The sequence below is a fragment of the Alteromonas sp. AWJ4_199 genome, assembly GCF_056159165.1.
This window is the reverse complement of sequence record NZ_JBSWUR010000001.1, coordinates 1,994,117-2,012,421: the sequence shown is the minus strand read 5'-3', so window position 1 is coordinate 2,012,421 and position 18,305 is coordinate 1,994,117. Positions and strand designations below refer to the sequence as shown.

The window sequence follows — 18,305 nt, the reverse complement described above, 5'->3', positions numbered from 1 at the left end:
GTTATGCGCTTATTTGTAATCTAGGAGATGCTATGAACACGAGACAGCAAGGCTTTACACTAATAGAGCTTATCATTGTTGTAATTATTTTAGGCTTGCTTGCGGCTACGGCACTACCGCGTTTTATTGACGTTACCGATGAAGCTCGAGAAGCCAGTGTAGAAGGTGTAGCAGGGGGCTTTGCGGCTGCTGTTGGTCTTGTGCGCGCACAGTGGGAAGTGGAAGGCCGCCCAAGCGGCAACAACAGTGGCGCTAACAGCACAGTAGTCACCTATGATCAAACGCCAGTGGGCGTAGATGGCACCATTGGCTATCCCACAGGCAGCCCAGCGGGCAATACGCTTATTTCTTCGGTGGACAATGCCGAATGTAAAAACACATTTGACCTAATTCTACAGTCAGCGCCTACTAACACAACATCAACGGACGATACGGTCGTTGCTGACTTCAGATATGCGGTACGTTCAGATGACTCTGGCACAAACACGCTTTGTGTTTACTACTTAGTTGAGTCTATGGGTTTACCTAACAATGCAGCACCAGCAGACGGCACGCCTGACGGTACGACGTTTGACGGTTTCACCTACAACCCAGCCACTGGCCAGGTTACTGTTTTTTAATTAATACTCAGGAAGTTTGATTATGCAAAAAGTATCAACACAACAGGGTTTCACCCTAATCGAGTTAATCATTGTAATTGTATTGCTGGGTATCCTAGCGGTAACCGCAGCACCTAAGTTTTTGAACCTTCAAGACGACGCACGTGATTCTGTATTACAGGGTATCGCTGGATCTTTGGAATCCTCATCATCTGTTGTTTATGGCAAAGCGCTAATTAATGACGTGGCGGGAACGAGCGATGCTTCTCAAAGTGTAGACGTAGGCTCTTCAACAGTATCTTTGGTATATGGATATCCAGCAGGTCAAACAACTGCTAATTTCGAAGCTTTGCTAGACCTACCAGATGAATACCAAGTTTCTACTGATGGGGCAGGCGTTGCGATTATATATTACACAGGGTTCGGAACTTACTCTGACACAGCTCCAACAGCAGCGGACGCTGCGTGTACTGTAGAATATACAAATCCAACAGCCGAAGGCGAGCGCCCGTCGATTGAAGTCAACACTTGCGTTCAGTAATGTGAAGAAAAGCGGTTTTACACTAGTAGAACTTATAATAACCATTTTGGTTATTGGGGTGCTGGCGGTTACCGCCGCACCTCGCTTTCTTGGTAGCGATACTGAAGAAGCCATTGCACTTCGCGACAGAACCCTTCAGTTAGTGCGCAATATGCAGCTTCGCGCCATGCAAAACGTACAAGACAGCAGCTGCGTGAAAATAACGAGTACAGTTATTGCTCCCCCCGCAGGGCACGATTGCGCAAACGCTCTTTCCACTGCTTTTGATGACGATCAAATTGTTAACGCATCCAACACCGACTTTATCTTCCAAACTGCAGATGATAACGGCGATAGTTTTTCGCAAATTCGGTTTGACGGATTCGGCCGACCGAGCAACATTGCCTGCTTAACTAACTGCAAAATTCAAATAAGTACCTTTGCCATGTGTTTGCAAAGTGAAGGGGCCATTTATGCGTGCTAGCGCAGTGTTTCCTACGCGTAAAAAACGCAGTGAAGGCTTTACTTTGTTAGAGCTAGTAATTGGTATTGTTGTATTCACTATCAGCTTAACAATAGTGTTATCGCTTATTGTTCCGCAAGCTGAGCAAACGGCTGAGCCATTTCGCCAAGTAAAAGCAGCTAAGTTAGGTCAGTCGTTAATGAACGATATTCTAAGCCGTTCGTTTGATGAAAACAGCGACCGAAGCCCGCCTTTTGAAACCTGTAATACCAAAGGAAATTGCTCAACAACACTTGGCCCTGAAGAGGCGAGCGAAGACGACTATGATGATGTTGACGATTACAACGGCTATGTAGTGAGTAACGTCGGCGGTAACTACAACAATTTTGCTTTTACGGTAACGGTAGATTACGACAGTGACTTAGATGACAGTACGCTCACTGACGGTCAAACGTTCAAGCGAATTGATATAGCCGTGACTGCACCAGACGGCCAAATCTACAACTTTAGCGCTTATCGAGGGAGCTATTAATGTTTCCACGACAAGCACAGCGTCAGCGCGGTTTTACGCTTATAGAGCTTATTCTAGTGATCACTATTTTAGGTGTAATTAGCGTATCTGTCGCCCAAGTGATTTCTTTAAGTGCGCAAATTTATATAACCGGTGCAGAGCGTACCCGCCTTGTTTCAGAAGCGCGCTTTATTATTTTGCGACTGGAAAAAGAACTACGTAATGTAGTGCCAAACTCAGTGTCATTTGACGCAAGTTTAGGGTGCCTTTCTTACTACCCGATTAAAGAAAGCGGCACATACGTAGGTGATGCGTTTAATAATCCCATGCACGTAGTCGTGTTCAATAGTCAGTTAAGTGTGAATGACACACTCGTTATATACCCCACAAACCCGCAGAGCGTGAATGATAACGGCCGAACTGTAGATGCTATTACTGATGCCGCTTCTGAGCCGACTAGCGATAATCAATATGACCTCACGCTTAGCGACGCGAACACACAATCCTCTCCAGGCAAACGCTTCTTTGTTCCTGAAGCGCAAGTAACAGTGTGCAGAACATCTACCGCTCAGGGAGAGCGTTTAATCAGAACGCAAGGTGGTACTTCCGGCGTTATTGGTACTAATGTGTCGTCGTGGAGCGCGAACGTAGTAACTGCGGGGCTACGACAAAATGGTCTTATTGAGCTGCAAATGACCTTAGAAAACAGTGATGATGAGCAAATATCCGTTGTACACGAGGTTCATTTCCCTAATGTGCCCTAGTAAAGAAATGCCCCAGTTAATAAACCACCGAAGAGGCCAACGTATTCTTGGTTTGTCTGGTTCTCCAGTTCGCCAAAAAGGCTCTACAACAATAGTTGCGATTATAATAAGCATTGTTCTTTTAGGGCTTGGTATAGCCTTGTCTAATCAAATCTCATCTAATATTCGTCAGCAATCTATTGAATATTATGGCGCTCGCGCTTATTTGGCCGCGCAAAGCGGAATGGAAGTTGCGATTTCGAGACTCATTAACGGTGCTAACCCTGCTTGTACCGCCATTACTCAGCCAGTAATTATTAATGCAGCTAACGTGCAGAATTGTTTTATTACGCTATCTTGTGAAGTAGAGACCGAGGTCGAAGAGCCAGAAGTAGCCGCTGGTGAAATTAGGGTTTATGCGTTGAGTGCGGAAGCACAGTGCAGTGCAGGCCAGCTTGAAACCTCAAAACGCGTTCTTGTTGAAGTGAGGCAGGAAGAATAATGACATTTCGTATATCTCTTGTTCGAGTCCTTTTTATTGGGATGTTATCTGTATTGGCAATGCCCGTGTTAGCCGTCCCTCAAATCGAAGGTAGGTTCATCGAGCTTCAAAATACCTACAATAAAGCAGAGTGGACGACTATAAGCTTTTCGCAGGTGTATGACGAGCCTCCGGCCGTGTTCATGCTATCGACCAATCAGGGGAGTAACCCTGCTATCGTTAAAATTCGCAACGTGACCAGAACGGGCTTTGAAGCATTGCCCCTTGAGCCCTCTGGTGAAGATGGCCCTCATATCACTATGGGAGGTCATTACCTAGCGATTGCCTACGGCGTTCACGAATTCCCTGACGGCGATATTGTTGAGGTAGGAAAAATGGAGCTGGATGCTACTACCATCCAAGCTGCTACCAATTCTCCCTGGTATTTTCCAACAGGACCATTAGTGCCTGGTAATGAAAATGCGCGATACGCAGAAGTGCCTCTTCAGACAGACTTTGGCGAGCGACCCGTTTTCTTCCATTCTATTCAAACCGTGAATAACCAAGTAGACGTAAATGGTAAGAAACCTCCCAATGAGCATTTACTGCCATTTTTAACCATTGCAGCAAAATATGAAGCGCCTTCCTACTACATCGCCTTGGAAGCATCAGAAACGGATTATGAACCCGTAACAAGAACAGAAACTGTCGCTTATATGGCTACAACAGAAGGGTTTGATCGCAGGTTCTTCGACGACAATGGTGTAGAGGTAGTCTGGGAGGCTGACTTTGCAGACGTGCGCATTCAGGGGTGGGACGACGGCTGTTTTCGAAATAACTTTAAGAACTCTTATACGCAAACCCCATTGGTTGCTGCCAGTAAGATCAGCCGCAATGGTCAAGACGGAGGGTGGCTGCGCAGTTGTCAGGTAAACAAAAATAGATTGGGGCTTCGCGTTGATGAAGACCGAAGTTTAGATTCAGAACGTAATCACGCCGAAGAAGATGCCAGTATTTTAGCCATGACATCAGAATTTGTGTTCAGCGGTGAAGTGCCAAGTTGTGACGTGGCATTCCCTGGAGCGGTAGCAGCATTTGGCGGCTCGGCCATTAACCTTCCCGCTAATAGCCGTATTATCGATGAAAACAGCGGTGTACTCAGTGCAACGCAATTAATTCCCGGAGGGACAGCTGGCACCGTGGATTACCCTAAATGTGGAGAGCCGGGTGTCGACTGTACAGTGAATAATACCGACTCACTGACTGAGTCACAAGCTAGAGCAATACCTAGCATCACTGTTGATGACAGCGGCCCCGAAATAGCAGCCGGTAATTTAGCAGGGGATTACTACTTCAGCCGGCAAAATGTGCTGATGGCAGCGGGTAACTATAACGTCGTAGCCCCTACACGCATCTATATTTCCGATCCAGGTACAAATCCAGTTGGCGAGCCAACCCGCTTCGTTATGGCCAATGCCAACGTTACTGTTGCTGATGGTGCTTACCTAGCGATTTATGTAGACGGCGACGTAGTTATTGATGGCTCTAACCCTAACGCCTTAGTTATTGCAAAAGGTTCGGTCACATTCGCTAATGTTGGTGATGAAACCATCATTGGTCGTTTTAATGCTGGTGGAGGAATTGAATCCGTTTCTTCAACAACGGCAACTCTTCCAGCACCTCTTAGAGTTACTGCAAACGAAGTACCGAATAATATTCCCGGCATATGTGGTCGTGAGGTTATCGAAGTACTTAATCACTATCGCTATGAATTAGCGGACAACAAAGGCAGTAGCTGTGCGGCTAAACAGATAACGCTTAAGGCTTGTGCAGATGTGAATTGCGATCTCATCTACTCTCAGCCTTCAACGGTTAATCTGTCTCCGCAAAACAATGCTAATTTTCAGTGGAGCGGAAATGATGTCGTCTCTTTTACTGGACAGATTTCGTTAGCATTAGACAGCCTGAAAGGAAACGATACAAAGCTTGCTACGTTAGGAGAAACGCCATCTTCACAGCTTCGCTGTTTTATTGGGGGAAAGGATGTAGGTATTGAAGGGTGTAAGATTAATTTTGAAGACGATGGTTTAGTGTTTAAGAATCTTACCGACAACAATGCGACCATAGTTACCCAGCTGTCGGGCAAGCCATCTGATCAAGGCTTCAATAGTAAAAATTATGCTATTGAGGCGTGCGGCAATTCCGAGCTCTTAAAAAATAAAGTCGTAGACGTGAACCTAAACTACAACTGCGCAAGTTCTAGCAATTGCTCGAATAAGGTGGCCCTGTCAAATAACAATAATACGTATGAACTTGGGTTATCTGCGGATACCTTCGCACTTCAATTTGACGCAAACTCTCGCGCTGAGTTTACCGTGCAGTATCCTGATGCGGGTGAATTATCGCTCACAGGAACAATCACTGACAGGACAGCAATATCCGGGTCTTCAAATATCTTTACGGTTCGTCCTTTTGGGTTTGCTATGGACATTTTAAATGACAGTGGCACCAGTACGAATCTCAACGGGTATGCGACTAACGCGGGTGGCTCACTGCTGAAGCGCACGGGAGAAAACTTTGTGCTAGGTCTTCGTGCGGCGCAGTGGGTGGATGGCGAAGACAGTAATAACGATGGTGTCCCAGATAACTTCGTAGAATTAGCCAATAACAACACCGCTGAACATTATTCTGGTAGCGTTGCGTTGACACCTCAGCAAACATTGCCAGCAGGTGGGACAACAGGTTCATTAAGCCTCATAAGCGTTAATTTTGACAACGAGGGGAAAGTTAATCAGTCATTAAATTATGATGAGGTGGGTGTCATTTCTATTGCTGCTCAAAGTGCATACTTGAACGATACCACGGTATTAGGCCGAGTTGATAACGTGGGCCGCTTTGCACCATCGAATTTTTCACTGTCAGGAACCGTGGTGGCAGCATGCGCTGCAAACGATGCGTTCAACTACTTTGGCCAACCCATCAGCGAAGTGAGCTTTACTCTTACTGCCCTTAACCAAAAAGGCAGCCGCACTGCGAACTACTATGATGGCTTCGACAAACTAACAAACCTTGGGCTGCAAGTTGAACATGACGGAAGTTTGTTAGACCGTTTAGAAAATACAAACACGATTTCATGGCCTCAAAGCGGTGCTACAGGTCAAATTACCTTTTCTGACGATGATATAGCATTTAGCCGCTTGGGTGGCGCAGCACTCGATGGAGCATATATGGATGCATCTATTGCGCTGGTGGCTGATAGTGGACAAATTGACAACGCAAACTTTAATGGGCTTTCTTGTACGGGTTCCTGTGTTGATGATTTTGGTGATGCGATCAGCTTTGCCTACGGCCGAGCCACGTTAATTAACAACTATGGCGGTGCAGATGAAGCCTTATTGCTTCCCCTTCGTACCCAATACTGGGATGGTCAAACGTGGCGCATAAACACGTACGACAGCTGCTCAGACTTTGCTCACGCTAATATAAATGATGCCTCAGGTGAGCTAGTTTCTTCTGAAGACGGAACCCTAAGTGAAGGTGCGTACGTCACCGGCGAAGGTATGCGCTTATCATCGCCAAATGGAGCGGGTAATTATCCTTTAACTTATACCTCCGAAGCGTGGTTGCTTTGGGATTGGGATGGAGATGGTGAAGCTGACAACCCGCCTAGCGCCACGCTGACCTATGGTGTTTATAGAGGAAACGACAACATCATTTACAAGCGGGAACAAATCAATAACTAATAAGGCAGTTAAATAGTTTTATTCACGACATTACAGGTAGGCCGAGCGGTAGCGGCCTCATTGTAAAAAGGTGTGAATATTTAGCTAATTGTTTTTGAACCTTCTAACGTTCTCGGGGTCATTAATGGTTCTAATGTAGGAATCAAATGATAAGCGCGTATGCATTATGCGTTTGTGGGGCTGACGCCGAATTTGCTTATCAATAAAGTAGTTATTTTGGCGCTAAGTGACACCATTACTTGCCCAAAATTGCCCCCATTGTTAAAGTGTGCGAATAAATATCGACTTCACGTTAAAGCGTCGCCATCTCACCTTTGCAAATACGCGTTAACACAGGAACAGGAATACACACTTCATGTTTAAAAAGCTTCGAGGCATGTTCTCTAACGATCTGTCCATCGACCTCGGAACAGCTAACACGCTGATTTATGTAAAAGACCAAGGTATCGTTCTAAACGAGCCTTCAGTAGTAGCTATTCGTCAAGAGCGCGCGGCAGGACCAAAAAGTGTTGCAGCAGTAGGTGCAGAAGCTAAGCGAATGCTTGGTCGTACGCCGGGTAATATACGTGCAATTCGTCCGATGAAAGATGGTGTTATCGCCGACTTTTACGTGACTGAAAAAATGCTTCAGCACTTTATTAAACAAGTTCACGACAATAACTTCTTGCGTCCTAGCCCTCGTGTATTGGTATGTGTACCTTGTGGTTCAACACAAGTAGAACGCCGAGCGATTAAAGAATCTGCTTTGGGGGCGGGCGCGCGAGAAGTTTACCTTATTGACGAGCCAATGGCTGCGGCAATCGGTGCAGGCTTGCCTGTATCAGAAGCGCAAGGTTCTATGGTAGTTGATATTGGTGGTGGTACTACCGAGGTTGCCATCATCTCACTAAATGGCGTTGTCTATTCATCTTCTGTTCGTATTGGTGGTGATAAGTTCGATGAAGCTATCATTAACTATATTCGTCGTAATTTCGGTTCTTTAATCGGTGAAGCCACTGCTGAGCGCATTAAGCACGAAATTGGCGCGGCGTATCCAGGTGAGGAGGTTCGTGAGATTGAAGTTCGCGGTCGCAACTTAGCAGAAGGCGTACCTCGCGGGTTCACACTTAACTCAAATGAAATTCTTGAAGCGCTTCAAGAACCGCTAACAGGTATTGTTTCTGCCGTTATGGTAGCGCTAGAACAGTCTCCACCAGAGCTTGCTTCTGATATTTCTGAGCGCGGTATGGTACTTACCGGTGGTGGTGCACTTCTCAAAGATCTAGATAGGCTATTAATGGAAGAAACGGGTATCCCAGTGGTTATCGCTGATGATCCGTTGACCTGTGTAGCACGCGGCGGTGGTAAGGCTTTCGATATGATTGACCTTCACGGTGGCGACCTGTTTAGCTACGAATAAACAGGAAAGGCAACCATAAGGTTGCCTTATTTGTATCATGGATACTATTTTTACTCGCGGCCCTTCTCTAAATATCAGGCTTACGCTGGCGCTTGTTCTGTCAGTAACACTGATATTTGTTGATCATAAAATGGATGGCTTTAAATCAACGCGAGTATACCTCAACTCTCTAATGAGCCCGCTACAGTATATTGCTAACCTTCCGGGGTTAATGCTTAGCGAAAGTGCCCAGCGGCTTACTTCTAAAGAACAGTTGTTGGCAGAAAATCAAAAGCTTAATAACCAACTGCTGCTGATGAGTGAAAAGCTGCAGCAGTACGATGTTATCGCAAAAGAAAATGCGCAACTTCGAGAATTACTGCAATCGCCCGTGCGTCTATCTTCGAAAAAAATGGTTGCCGAGCTGATGGCGGTAGATAAAAACCCCTATAGTCAGCAGGTGGTCATCAATAAAGGGGCTATAGATGGCGTGTATCCTTCTCAGCCAGTCCTCGATGACAAGGGGATTGTGGGTCAAGTGATGGAAGTGGGGTCAACTAACAGCCGGGTATTGCTGATCGCTGACGTTACACACGCCATTCCTGTGCGCTCCCTTCGAAATAATATCCGCTTTATCGCCACTGGCAGCGGCTCGCTTAAAGAATTATATCTCGAGCATGTACCGCACAGCGTAGACATTCAGGAAGGTGATACGCTTATTTCATCGGGGCTTGGAAAGGTGTTTCCAGAAGGTTACCCCGTAGCAACAGTTAAACAGGTAGTGAGAGATGAAAGTCGTCCTTTCGCTCGGGTTATTGTTACACCGCTGGCAAATTTAGATAGGCTTCGTCATCTTTTGCTTTTATGGCGTACGGATGATTCATCACAAAAGTCTAAGTCAGATAAGGTTGAAAAGATAAATACACCTGCTACCAGCGAGGAAGAGTCTTCAGATGCGTAAACGTAACCTCGTTATTTGGTTAAGTCTGCTAGTGGCTCTGGTACTGCAAATAGTTCCTCTGCCCACTCAAGTAGATGTGTATCGGCCTGACTGGGTGCTAGTTGTGCTTGCATACTGGAGTATGGCCTTGCCCCACAGAGTAAATGTAGGTGTGGCGTTTTTAACTGGTGTTGCTATGGATGTGCTGGTGGGCACAACGCTGGGCATTCACAGCTTCGGTTTAAGTATTTGTGTCTATGTACTGGCCGCCAATTACCAAAGGCTCAGGAATTATTCTGTGTGGCAGCAGGCGATTATCATCGGTCTACTTGCTTCACTATATCATTTGTTGACGTTTTGGGTTCAGCACCTGTTAACGGATATCTATTTTCAAGTTGATTACTTGTGGCCAGTCTTAACGTCCATGGTGATTTGGCCGTGGGTATTTTGGCTACTTAGGCGCACGCGCAGACAATTATCAATTTCTTAATATAGACACCTTCACGATTAAACCAAAGGTAAGCCAATGACAAAATCGGTAGTGTTAGCGTCGGCCTCACCACGACGCACAGCTTTGCTCAAGCAAATGAACATAGCCCATACAATACAACCTGCCGATATTGACGAGTCGCCCCGTGATAATGAGTCACCGATGGAGCTTGTTGCAAGGCTTGCGACTGAAAAAGCCCAAGCAGTTAGGGCGCAACTGTCATCTCAGCAAGCAATAACGGAAGACAAGGTTATTTTGGCCAGCGACACCCTGATATCGTTTAACGGGCGAAGTGTGGGTAAGCCCGAAGATAAAGCCGATTCAAAGCGCATTCTTTCGATGCTTTCTGGCAAAACCCATGAGGTACTTACCGCTATATGCGCACTCAATGACGCCCAGCAGCAAACTCGTGTCATTACCACATCTGTAACTTTTGCAGCATTGACGGATGAGCAAATTGACGCATACTGGGAAACAGGAGAACCTGCTGACAAAGCAGGGAGTTACGCTATTCAGGGTATTGGTGGCGAGTTTGTGGTCTCTATCAACGGTAGTGCAAGTGCCGTAATAGGGTTGCCGTTATACGAAACCCGCCAGTTACTTAATGCATTTGGAGTTGTGTCGTGAGTGCTGAACTGCTTATTAACGTTACCCCGTCAGAGTCACGGGTGGCGCTTATTGAAAACGGAATACTGCAAGAAATTCACGTAGAGCGTCATACTAAACGGGGTTTAGTTGGCAATATTTATCGCGGAAAAGTGAGTCGTGTATTGCCGGGTATGCAGGCTGCTTTTGTCGATATTGGGTTAGAAAAAGCGGCGTTTTTACATGCCTCTGACATTGTCATCCACAATGAGATTGCTGAAGAAGTCTCGGCAAGCCATATTCAGAAGCAAGACATTCGTGAGCTGGTACGAGACGGTCAAGATATTGTGGTTCAGGTGGTAAAAGATCCCATCGGTACTAAAGGTGCTCGCCTTACCACAGATATCACTATTCCCAGCCGATATCTGGTATTTATGCCCTCGGTAACCCACGTGGGTGTATCGCAGCGTATTGAAGAAGAGTCAGAAAGAGATCGTTTAAAATCCCTTGTACAAGAATTTTGCGATGAGAATGGCGGCTTTATTCTTCGTACTGCCGCAGAGGGCGTGGGTAAAAATGAGTTGCAGTCAGACGCCGCGTTTTTGCGAAGACTGTGGGATAAAATTCAGTCGCGCATGAAAAAGCGCAAGTCGAACGTGCTTTATGAAGATTTACCGCTTGCAAGACGGGTTCTGCGAGACTTTGTAGGCACAGAGTTAGATAGAATTCGTATCGACTCAAAACTATCATTCAACGAACTACACCAGTTTACCAAAGAGTACGTGCCTGAAATGAACGGCAAGCTCGAATATTACCCAGGTGATAGACCTATTTTTGATTTGTATGATGTGGAAAACGAGGCGCAGCGTGCGCTAGAGCGTCGCGTGGACTTAAAATCGGGCGGTTATCTGATCATCGATCAAACCGAAGCCATGACCACTATCGATATCAATACTGGTGCCTTTGTTGGTCACCGTAATTTAGAAGAAACAATTTTTAATACCAATATTGAGGCGACGCAGGCGATTGCGCGTCAACTAAGATTGCGTAACTTAGGCGGTATGATCCTTATCGACTTCATCGATATGATGGAACCAGACCACAAACGACGTGTCTTACATTCATTAGAGGTGGCGACGAACAAGGACAGAGCCAAAATAAACATTCACGGTTTTACCGCGTTAGGGCTTATTGAAATGACCCGTAAGCGCACCCGTGAAAGCATTGAGCATATTCTGTGCGGTGAGTGCCCGGTGTGCAAAGGCCGAGGCACAGTAAAAACTATAGAAACCATTTGCTTTGAAATTATGCGTGAAATTGTAAGGGTGAATCGCGCCTATGACGCAGACAAGTTTGTGGTTTATGCCTCACCAAAAGTGGCAGAAGCCTTAATGGGTGAAGAGTCTCATATGCTGGCAGAACTAGAAGTATTTGTTTCTAAACAAATCAAGGTTCAAACCGAAACACTGTACAATCAGGATAAGTACGACGTCGTCATGATGTAATGCATTAACGTATACAAAGGCAAAATGTGACAAATTTTTCGTCGGTAGCCGCTTATCTACTTAAGAAGTTTTGGCTGCTACTCGCCGTGTTGCTTGTACTTTTCGCGCTTGTTTTAAGCGCTGCACGCTATGCTCTTCCGCATATTGAGCACAACAAACACCTGTTGGAAAATTATATTAATGAGCAGTATGGCGTAAACCTATCTATTGAAAGTGTGCATGCTGTTTGGCAGCGCAGTGGTCCTAGCGTTGTGCTCAATTCTGTGTCGCTGGCTAAAAACGATGCTTCTCCTGTTGCGCTGGATATCAGACAAATCTACGTTGAGCTAGATTTTTGGGAATCGCTACGTCACCAGCTTATTTCATCCAATCGTTTTGAACTGCGGGGCTTAGAACTCGATATTGATGCCGAACGCCTTTCCGGTGACGGTAAGAATAACTTTCCTGTGGTGAAGGCCCTTGAGCGACTTTTTCTAGAACAACTGCAAAGCTTTTCACTAGAAGACGGAGTGGTTTCCGTGACCCACCTTAACGAAACCAATTCCTTCGATATAGAGAGCTTATCCTGGAACAACTATGAAGAGAGGCACCAAGGTTTAGGACAACTGAAAGTGGTAGACTTAGCCGCTAACTCCGCGTCTTTCATTATCGATATAACGGGCACGCGAGAAGAGTTTGAGGGCGTGTTCTACGCCAAAGCCGAAGAGCTTGATATTTCTCCTTGGGTGAGCGACCTGATAAAAACTAAGCGTCCATTAGCTCAAAGCCGTGCAAACTTCGAGGTATGGACGAACTTTTCTCAAAGTGAAATCACGAGTATACAAGCCGAACTAAGTGAAAGCCTTCTAGAGTGGGGAAGTGGCCGTGCGAAAACGGTAACCGGCATCAGCGGCGGTAGTCTTCAGGCGTTGCCCAACACTGAAAGCAATCAGAGCGGGTGGAATGTTAGGGTAGACCAGCTTGTGCTTAACTCAAGTAATGAGACTCTTACCACTGATCTTATCGGGAGCGTAGGCGCAAACGGTGATGCGTTGATAAACACCGTGAAACCCGTGCAAATTAATCCTTTTTTGCTGCTACTCCCACTTTTCATGGACGACACTAGTGAAGAGGAAATACGCGGGCTAAATCCAAAGGGGGAATTAGCTACGTTGCAAATACAGCTGCATAACGGTCAGCCTTCTTTAGCCGCTAAAGTACTCGATCTACAGTGGGATAAAACGGATAAGGTGCCAGGCCTTTCTTCCCTCAACGCAGACCTCTTTTGGTATAAAAATAATGGCGCCGTTTACTTAGAAAGTGAAAACAGCGTGCTCAGCGCTGATGGTGTTATCAAAAAAGACGTCCATATAAATCAGTTCAAATCCCGTTTTTATATTTATCCAGAGCAAGTAGACCAAGCAGCAAAGCAGTGGATAGTAAAAGGCAGCGACATGCTACTAGATAGTGATGCTGTTAATTTGCAACCGCAGTTTAAGCTGAATACGTCGACAGGCTTTATGTCACTTTATGTGGATGTAAACCCACTGGCGCTAAATGAGGTGAGCAGTTTATTTCCCCCTTCTTTAATGGGGGCTAATACCGACAAATATCTGACTCGTGCGTTTACCGGCGAAGGTGAAATTACAAACGCGCGTGTTTTGTGGCATGGCCGTACGAGTGACTTCCCCTTTGAAGACAATACCGGTATTTTCCAAGCTTATGTCGATATCAAGCGAGGGGATTTTCTTTTTGCACCTGACTGGCCTGCGCTCAATAACTTAGATTTGTCTTTGTATTTTGTGAACAATGCCCTAGTGATGGAGAGCCCAAGCGCAACACTTGCTGATGTAAAAATAACTGATATGTCGGCCAGTATACCTAGCTTTAAGGCTGATGCTCGCTTGAACATCTACGCCACCGGTTCAGGCTCTGGCGAGGCGCTTACGGCACTAATGATGGGCTCATCACTCAAAAACTCTTTGGGCAAAGTGTTAAATGATGAAGTGCAAATTAGTGGGCCGCTAACCACTAACCTTAAGTTGGATATTCCTTTTAAGGGCAAAGATGTAACGGCATCGGGTACTGCGCATTTATCCAACAACTCTGTTTATATTGCGACAACTAAAATGCTTTTTGATAATGCGTCGGGGGAGGTGTCGTTTACTAATGGAAATATAGACGCAAGTGAACTCACTGCACTGTTTTTGAAACAGCCGGTGAATTTGTCGCTGTCTGGTAGGCAAAGCGACACGTACGATCTCCATGTAGAATTAGGTGGGCGTTGGCACGTACACCCGCTGGCTAACTATGTAAACACGGATCTCACTACGTACATAGATGGTGAAAGTGATTGGAATACTAAGGTAGACTTAACTCTTTCTAAAACCGGATTTGAATATTCCGCAAATCTCTCGGCAGATTTAACGGCAACACAAAGTATATTACCTGCTCCTTTTGATACTGCAGCCGGTACAAGCTTACCTCTACAGATAATCAGTACTGGCGATGGCAAAGCATCGAACGTTAAAGCCACGCTTGGCAATAAAATCCGTTTTGACGGTGTGCTACCCCACAAAGAAATGCAGTTTTCGCGGGCGCATTTGGCCCTAGGTGAAAGCGATATAGCCAATATTGGGACAGGCTTTAGTATCAGTGCAAATCTAGCTCACGCCGATGTACAAGAGTGGTTTACCACTATCGACATGTTGCTCTCTGGCAAAGGGGAAAACACCGGCGATACTTATACGCAAACCGATGAACAGCCCGCTAGCCAATCTGAAGTGACTGAAGATAAGCGCACGAATTTGTTCGGCACGCCCTCTCGTATATTTGCTAAAGCCGACATGCTTAATTTTGCTGGTCACAGCATTAATAAGGCCGAACTAAATGCAGTTGAGCGCAACAAGGATTGGATTTTGGACCTAGCTTCACCTCAGGCTAGGGCAACTATTCGCATTAACAGTGATTTAAATGAACAAGGCATCGAAGTAAACGCCGACTACTTGTCGTTAGATAAACCTATTGAACCTGAGGCATCTGCAACAGCAGATAGTCATAGTAATGCCGCATTAGCTGCAACTAGCGCCGCTTCAAGCGAAGAAGATGAGTCACCTTATAATATCGACCCCAACACGCTGCCGCCCATTTATTTTTATTGCCAGTCATGCGGCGTACATGGCATTGATTTAGGTGAAGTAACGTTAGACGTGGCAAAAGAAGATAATGGCCTAGCAATACGACAGCTTTTGGTAAAATCTGATGAAACCAACATTACCGCAACGGGCTACTGGAAGCATGTAAGTAGCGAGGTGAAAAGCGCGTTAAACGGTACCTTAACGTCTCCAGATGTTGGGCAAATGCTAAAAGAGTATGGCGTTGAATCAGGCATTAAAGATTCCAGTGCAAACGTGCAGTTCGACATTAACTGGCCCAATGCGCCAATGGACTTTGGGTTTGAACAGCTTAACGGCAACGTAGAGTGGTCGCTGTCAGATGGGTATCTAACTGAGTTGAGTGATAAGGGGTCACGTATCTTTACCCTGTTTAGCTTGAACTCGTTAGTGCGGAAGCTCAGCCTCGACTTTCGAGACGTTTTTGCTAAGGGTTTTTTCTACGACGATATGGGCGGTACGTTAAGTATTGTTGATGGCAAAGCGTATACCGACGATACTGAAATTGACGGCGGCGCTGGTGAAATAGAGATCACGGGTTTCACCGACCTCAATACCGGTGGATTAAATTACAACGTATCGTTCGCGCCCAATGTAACAGGGAACCTCCCGTTTCTTGTGTATTTCTTAGCAACGCCGCCTACCGCATTAGCTGCCCTTGCCATAGACCAAGTGTTGACCTCTGCGAAAGTTATTTCAAATGTGAACTATCGCGTTACAGGTACCATAAAAGAACCTAAGTTCGACGAAGTTGAGCGCAATAGTAAAGACATTAGCTTACCTGCTCAAAATGCGCCCGTACCGGCCAATCCCCAAGACAGGCCATTAACGGAAGATGACGTACGCAGGCTGAAAATGGAGGTGATCGATGGTTGATTTAGTAGCACTACAAATGACTTCTACGCCAAATGTGGAAGAGAATCTCGACACCGTTGCAAACGAAATGGCATCGGCAAAGATTGAGAAAGACAGTTTAGTTGTGCTTCCAGAGTGTTTTGCTTATTTCGGCGGTCAAGACAAAGGGCAACTTACCGTGGCAGAAACAAAGGGCGAAGGTGAGATTCAGCGCCGTTTGTCAGCGCTTGCTGCACAATACCAGTGCTATCTGGTCTCGGGTACGTTTCCAGTGAAAACCAATAGCCCAGAGAAGTTTTCCGCAGCCTGCATGCTGTTTGGCCCCAATGGCGATGTGCTAGCAGACTACCGCAAAATTCACATGTTCGATGTATCGGTTAACGACAACACGGGCAGTTATCGTGAATCGGCGACAACCGAAGCGGGCAGCAAGGTGGTTACTGTTGAAACGCCAATAGGCAACATTGGTCTTGCGGTGTGCTATGATGTACGCTTTCCAGGGTTATTTACTGCAATGGGCGATATCGATATTTTGGTGTTGCCAGCGGCCTTTACCCAACGCACCGGAGAAGCGCATTGGCATGCGTTGTTGCAAGCCAGAGCCATTGAAAAGCAGTGCTTTGTGGTAGCTGCAAATCAAAGTGGTGTGCATGCAAATGGCCGCGAAACTTACGGTCACAGTCTTGTACTGTCGCCTTGGGGAGAAACCCTTGCCGAACAAGTCTCTGAAACGGGGCTGGTATCGGCAAACGTAGATATTGCAACAAGAGAAACTATTAAACAGAATATGCCGGTTGCCGAACATAACCGATTCAGGAGTCACTTTGTCTAAATCTGTTGAGCGTCATTTATTATCTGACTCAGGGCTAGATATCACTAAGCTAGAGCGTGCTTTAGCGACTATTCATCGTCACGATACCGACTATGCCGATTTATATTTTCAGTCGAGCCAGCACGAAAGCTGGGTGTTGGAAGACGGTATTATTAAAGAAGGCAGCTATAACATTGAGCGCGGCGTAGGCGTGCGTGCTATTAGCGGTGAAAAAACGGGCTTTGCTTATTCTGACGAGATAAGTGAAGAAGCGTTAACTAAAGCGTGCAAGGCGGCCCGCGGTATCGCGCCAAGCGGAGGAACCCAACAAGTTGCTGGCTTAGGTCACAAGCCTGTCGAAGCACGCTATGCCGAAAATAACCCTATTCTTGCGATGCAAGACGCTGAGAAAATTTCGCTTTTAAAAGCAGTAGATGCCTACATCCGCAAACAAGAACCGTCTGCCAATCAGGTAGTGGTGAGCTTAAGCGGTGTGTATGAAGAAATTTTAGTTGCTGGTAGCGACGGTACGTTAGCCACAGATATTCGTCCGCTTGTGCGCTTAAACTGCTCAGTATTGCTAGAACAAGGTGATAGACGCGAGCGCGGTTCAGCGGGTGCTGGCGGGCGATACGCTTACTCATTCTTTAAGCAAGATGAAGATGGCAAACCCTATTATGAGCAACTAGCCGATGATGCACTTCACATGGCGCGGGTTAATATGCAGGCAGTGGCCTCACCAGCAGGCGCTATGCCTGTGGTGTTAGGAAACGGTTGGCCTGGTGTATTGCTTCACGAAGCAGTAGGTCACGGTCTGGAAGGCGACTTTAACCGTAAAGGTGCATCAACTTTCAGCGGTCGCATTGGCGAGCGCGTTGCCGCCAAAGGTGTAACCGTTGTTGATGACGGTACATTAAGCGATCGTCGCGGTTCGTTGTCAGTGGATGACGAAGGCACGCCAACAGCACATAACGTGCTTATTGAAGACGGTATTTTGAAAGGCTATATGCAGGACAAACACAACGCTAAGCTTATGGGCGTTGCGCCTACCGGAAATGGCCGTCGTGAGTCTTACGCACACTTGCCTATGCCTCGTATGACCAATACTTACATGCTGGAAGGTCAACACGATCCGCAGGAAATTATCGCCTCTATCGACAAAGGTATTTACGCACCGAACTTCGCTGGCGGTCAGGTAGATATTACGTCTGGTAAATTCGTGTTCTCTAGCGCTGAAGCTTATCTTATCGAAAACGGTAAAATTACTGCACCAGTTAAAGGGGCAACCTTAATTGGTAACGGTCCAGAGGTTATGCAAAAAATCTCAATGATTGGTAACGATACTGCGCTAGATAAAGGCGTGGGTGTATGCGGTAAAGACGGTCAAAGCGTACCAGTAGGTGTAGGCCAACCTACGCTTAAAATTGACGAGCTAACAGTGGGCGGTACGGCGTAGCTCAGCTCACACAGTCACTCATAGAACTAAAAAAGGTTGGGTATAGGCACCAACCTTTTTTGTATGCGAACTG

At 46.2% G+C, this 18,305-nt stretch carries 15 protein-coding genes; all 15 read left to right on the top strand.

The window, feature by feature from the left end; all coding sequences use genetic code 11:
- Positions 1-32: 32 nt before the first annotated feature.
- The 15 genes from ACXAER_RS08805 (at position 33) to tldD (ending at position 18,232) form a co-directional block, all read left to right on the top strand.
- A complete protein-coding gene (locus ACXAER_RS08805) occupies positions 33-620 on the top strand; it encodes a prepilin-type N-terminal cleavage/methylation domain-containing protein (RefSeq protein WP_474828428.1) in 588 nt (195 codons plus the stop codon).
- A 22-nt stretch (positions 621-642) separates the two neighbouring features.
- Positions 643-1,140, top strand: coding sequence for a prepilin-type N-terminal cleavage/methylation domain-containing protein (locus tag ACXAER_RS08800; protein ID WP_474828426.1), 498 nt, complete (start codon positions 643-645; stop codon positions 1,138-1,140).
- A gap of 1 nt (position 1,141) precedes the next feature.
- Positions 1,142-1,603 (top strand): type II secretion system protein, encoded by a 462-nt coding sequence (locus ACXAER_RS08795; RefSeq protein ID WP_474830545.1) that lies wholly within the window; start codon positions 1,142-1,144, stop codon positions 1,601-1,603.
- Positions 1,593-2,114 (top strand): prepilin-type N-terminal cleavage/methylation domain-containing protein, encoded by a 522-nt coding sequence (locus ACXAER_RS08790; protein WP_474828424.1) that lies wholly within the window; start codon positions 1,593-1,595, stop codon positions 2,112-2,114. The genes ACXAER_RS08795 and ACXAER_RS08790 overlap by 11 nt, the downstream gene beginning before the upstream one ends.
- On the top strand, positions 2,114-2,857 hold the full coding sequence (locus tag ACXAER_RS08785; protein ID WP_474828422.1) for a prepilin-type N-terminal cleavage/methylation domain-containing protein: 744 nt from the start codon (positions 2,114-2,116) through the stop codon (positions 2,855-2,857). The genes ACXAER_RS08790 and ACXAER_RS08785 overlap by 1 nt, the downstream gene beginning before the upstream one ends.
- A gap of 7 nt (positions 2,858-2,864) precedes the next feature.
- Positions 2,865-3,338: an agglutinin biogenesis protein MshP gene (locus ACXAER_RS08780; protein ID WP_474828420.1), complete on the top strand. Its 474-nt coding sequence runs from the start codon at positions 2,865-2,867 to the stop codon at positions 3,336-3,338.
- A complete protein-coding gene (locus ACXAER_RS08775) occupies positions 3,338-7,060 on the top strand; it encodes a DUF6701 domain-containing protein (RefSeq protein WP_474828418.1) in 3,723 nt (1,240 codons plus the stop codon). The genes ACXAER_RS08780 and ACXAER_RS08775 overlap by 1 nt, the downstream gene beginning before the upstream one ends.
- A 355-nt stretch (positions 7,061-7,415) precedes the next feature.
- Positions 7,416-8,459, top strand: a complete 1,044-nt coding sequence (locus ACXAER_RS08770; protein ID WP_118490596.1) for a rod shape-determining protein — start codon at positions 7,416-7,418, stop codon at positions 8,457-8,459.
- Positions 8,460-8,496: 37 nt separating this feature from the next.
- A complete protein-coding gene (mreC, locus tag ACXAER_RS08765) occupies positions 8,497-9,399 on the top strand; it encodes a rod shape-determining protein MreC (protein WP_474828415.1) in 903 nt (300 codons plus the stop codon).
- Positions 9,392-9,868, top strand: coding sequence for a rod shape-determining protein MreD (mreD, locus tag ACXAER_RS08760; protein WP_474828413.1), 477 nt, complete (start codon positions 9,392-9,394; stop codon positions 9,866-9,868). The genes mreC and mreD overlap by 8 nt, the downstream gene beginning before the upstream one ends.
- A 36-nt stretch (positions 9,869-9,904) precedes the next feature.
- Positions 9,905-10,495: a Maf family protein gene (locus tag ACXAER_RS08755; protein ID WP_474828411.1), complete on the top strand. Its 591-nt coding sequence runs from the start codon at positions 9,905-9,907 to the stop codon at positions 10,493-10,495.
- On the top strand, positions 10,492-11,958 hold the full coding sequence (gene rng, locus ACXAER_RS08750) for a ribonuclease G (RefSeq protein WP_474828409.1): 1,467 nt from the start codon (positions 10,492-10,494) through the stop codon (positions 11,956-11,958). The genes ACXAER_RS08755 and rng overlap by 4 nt, the downstream gene beginning before the upstream one ends.
- 26 nt (positions 11,959-11,984) lie before the next feature.
- On the top strand, positions 11,985-15,986 hold the full coding sequence (locus ACXAER_RS08745; protein ID WP_474828407.1) for a YhdP family protein: 4,002 nt from the start codon (positions 11,985-11,987) through the stop codon (positions 15,984-15,986).
- Positions 15,979-16,797 carry a carbon-nitrogen hydrolase family protein gene (locus ACXAER_RS08740; protein WP_474828405.1) on the top strand — a complete coding sequence of 273 codons (819 nt, stop codon included), beginning with the start codon at positions 15,979-15,981 and terminating at the stop codon, positions 16,795-16,797. The genes ACXAER_RS08745 and ACXAER_RS08740 overlap by 8 nt, the downstream gene beginning before the upstream one ends.
- A complete protein-coding gene (gene tldD / locus ACXAER_RS08735) occupies positions 16,790-18,232 on the top strand; it encodes a metalloprotease TldD (RefSeq protein WP_474828403.1) in 1,443 nt (480 codons plus the stop codon). The genes ACXAER_RS08740 and tldD overlap by 8 nt, the downstream gene beginning before the upstream one ends.
- Positions 18,233-18,305 lie beyond the last annotated feature (73 nt).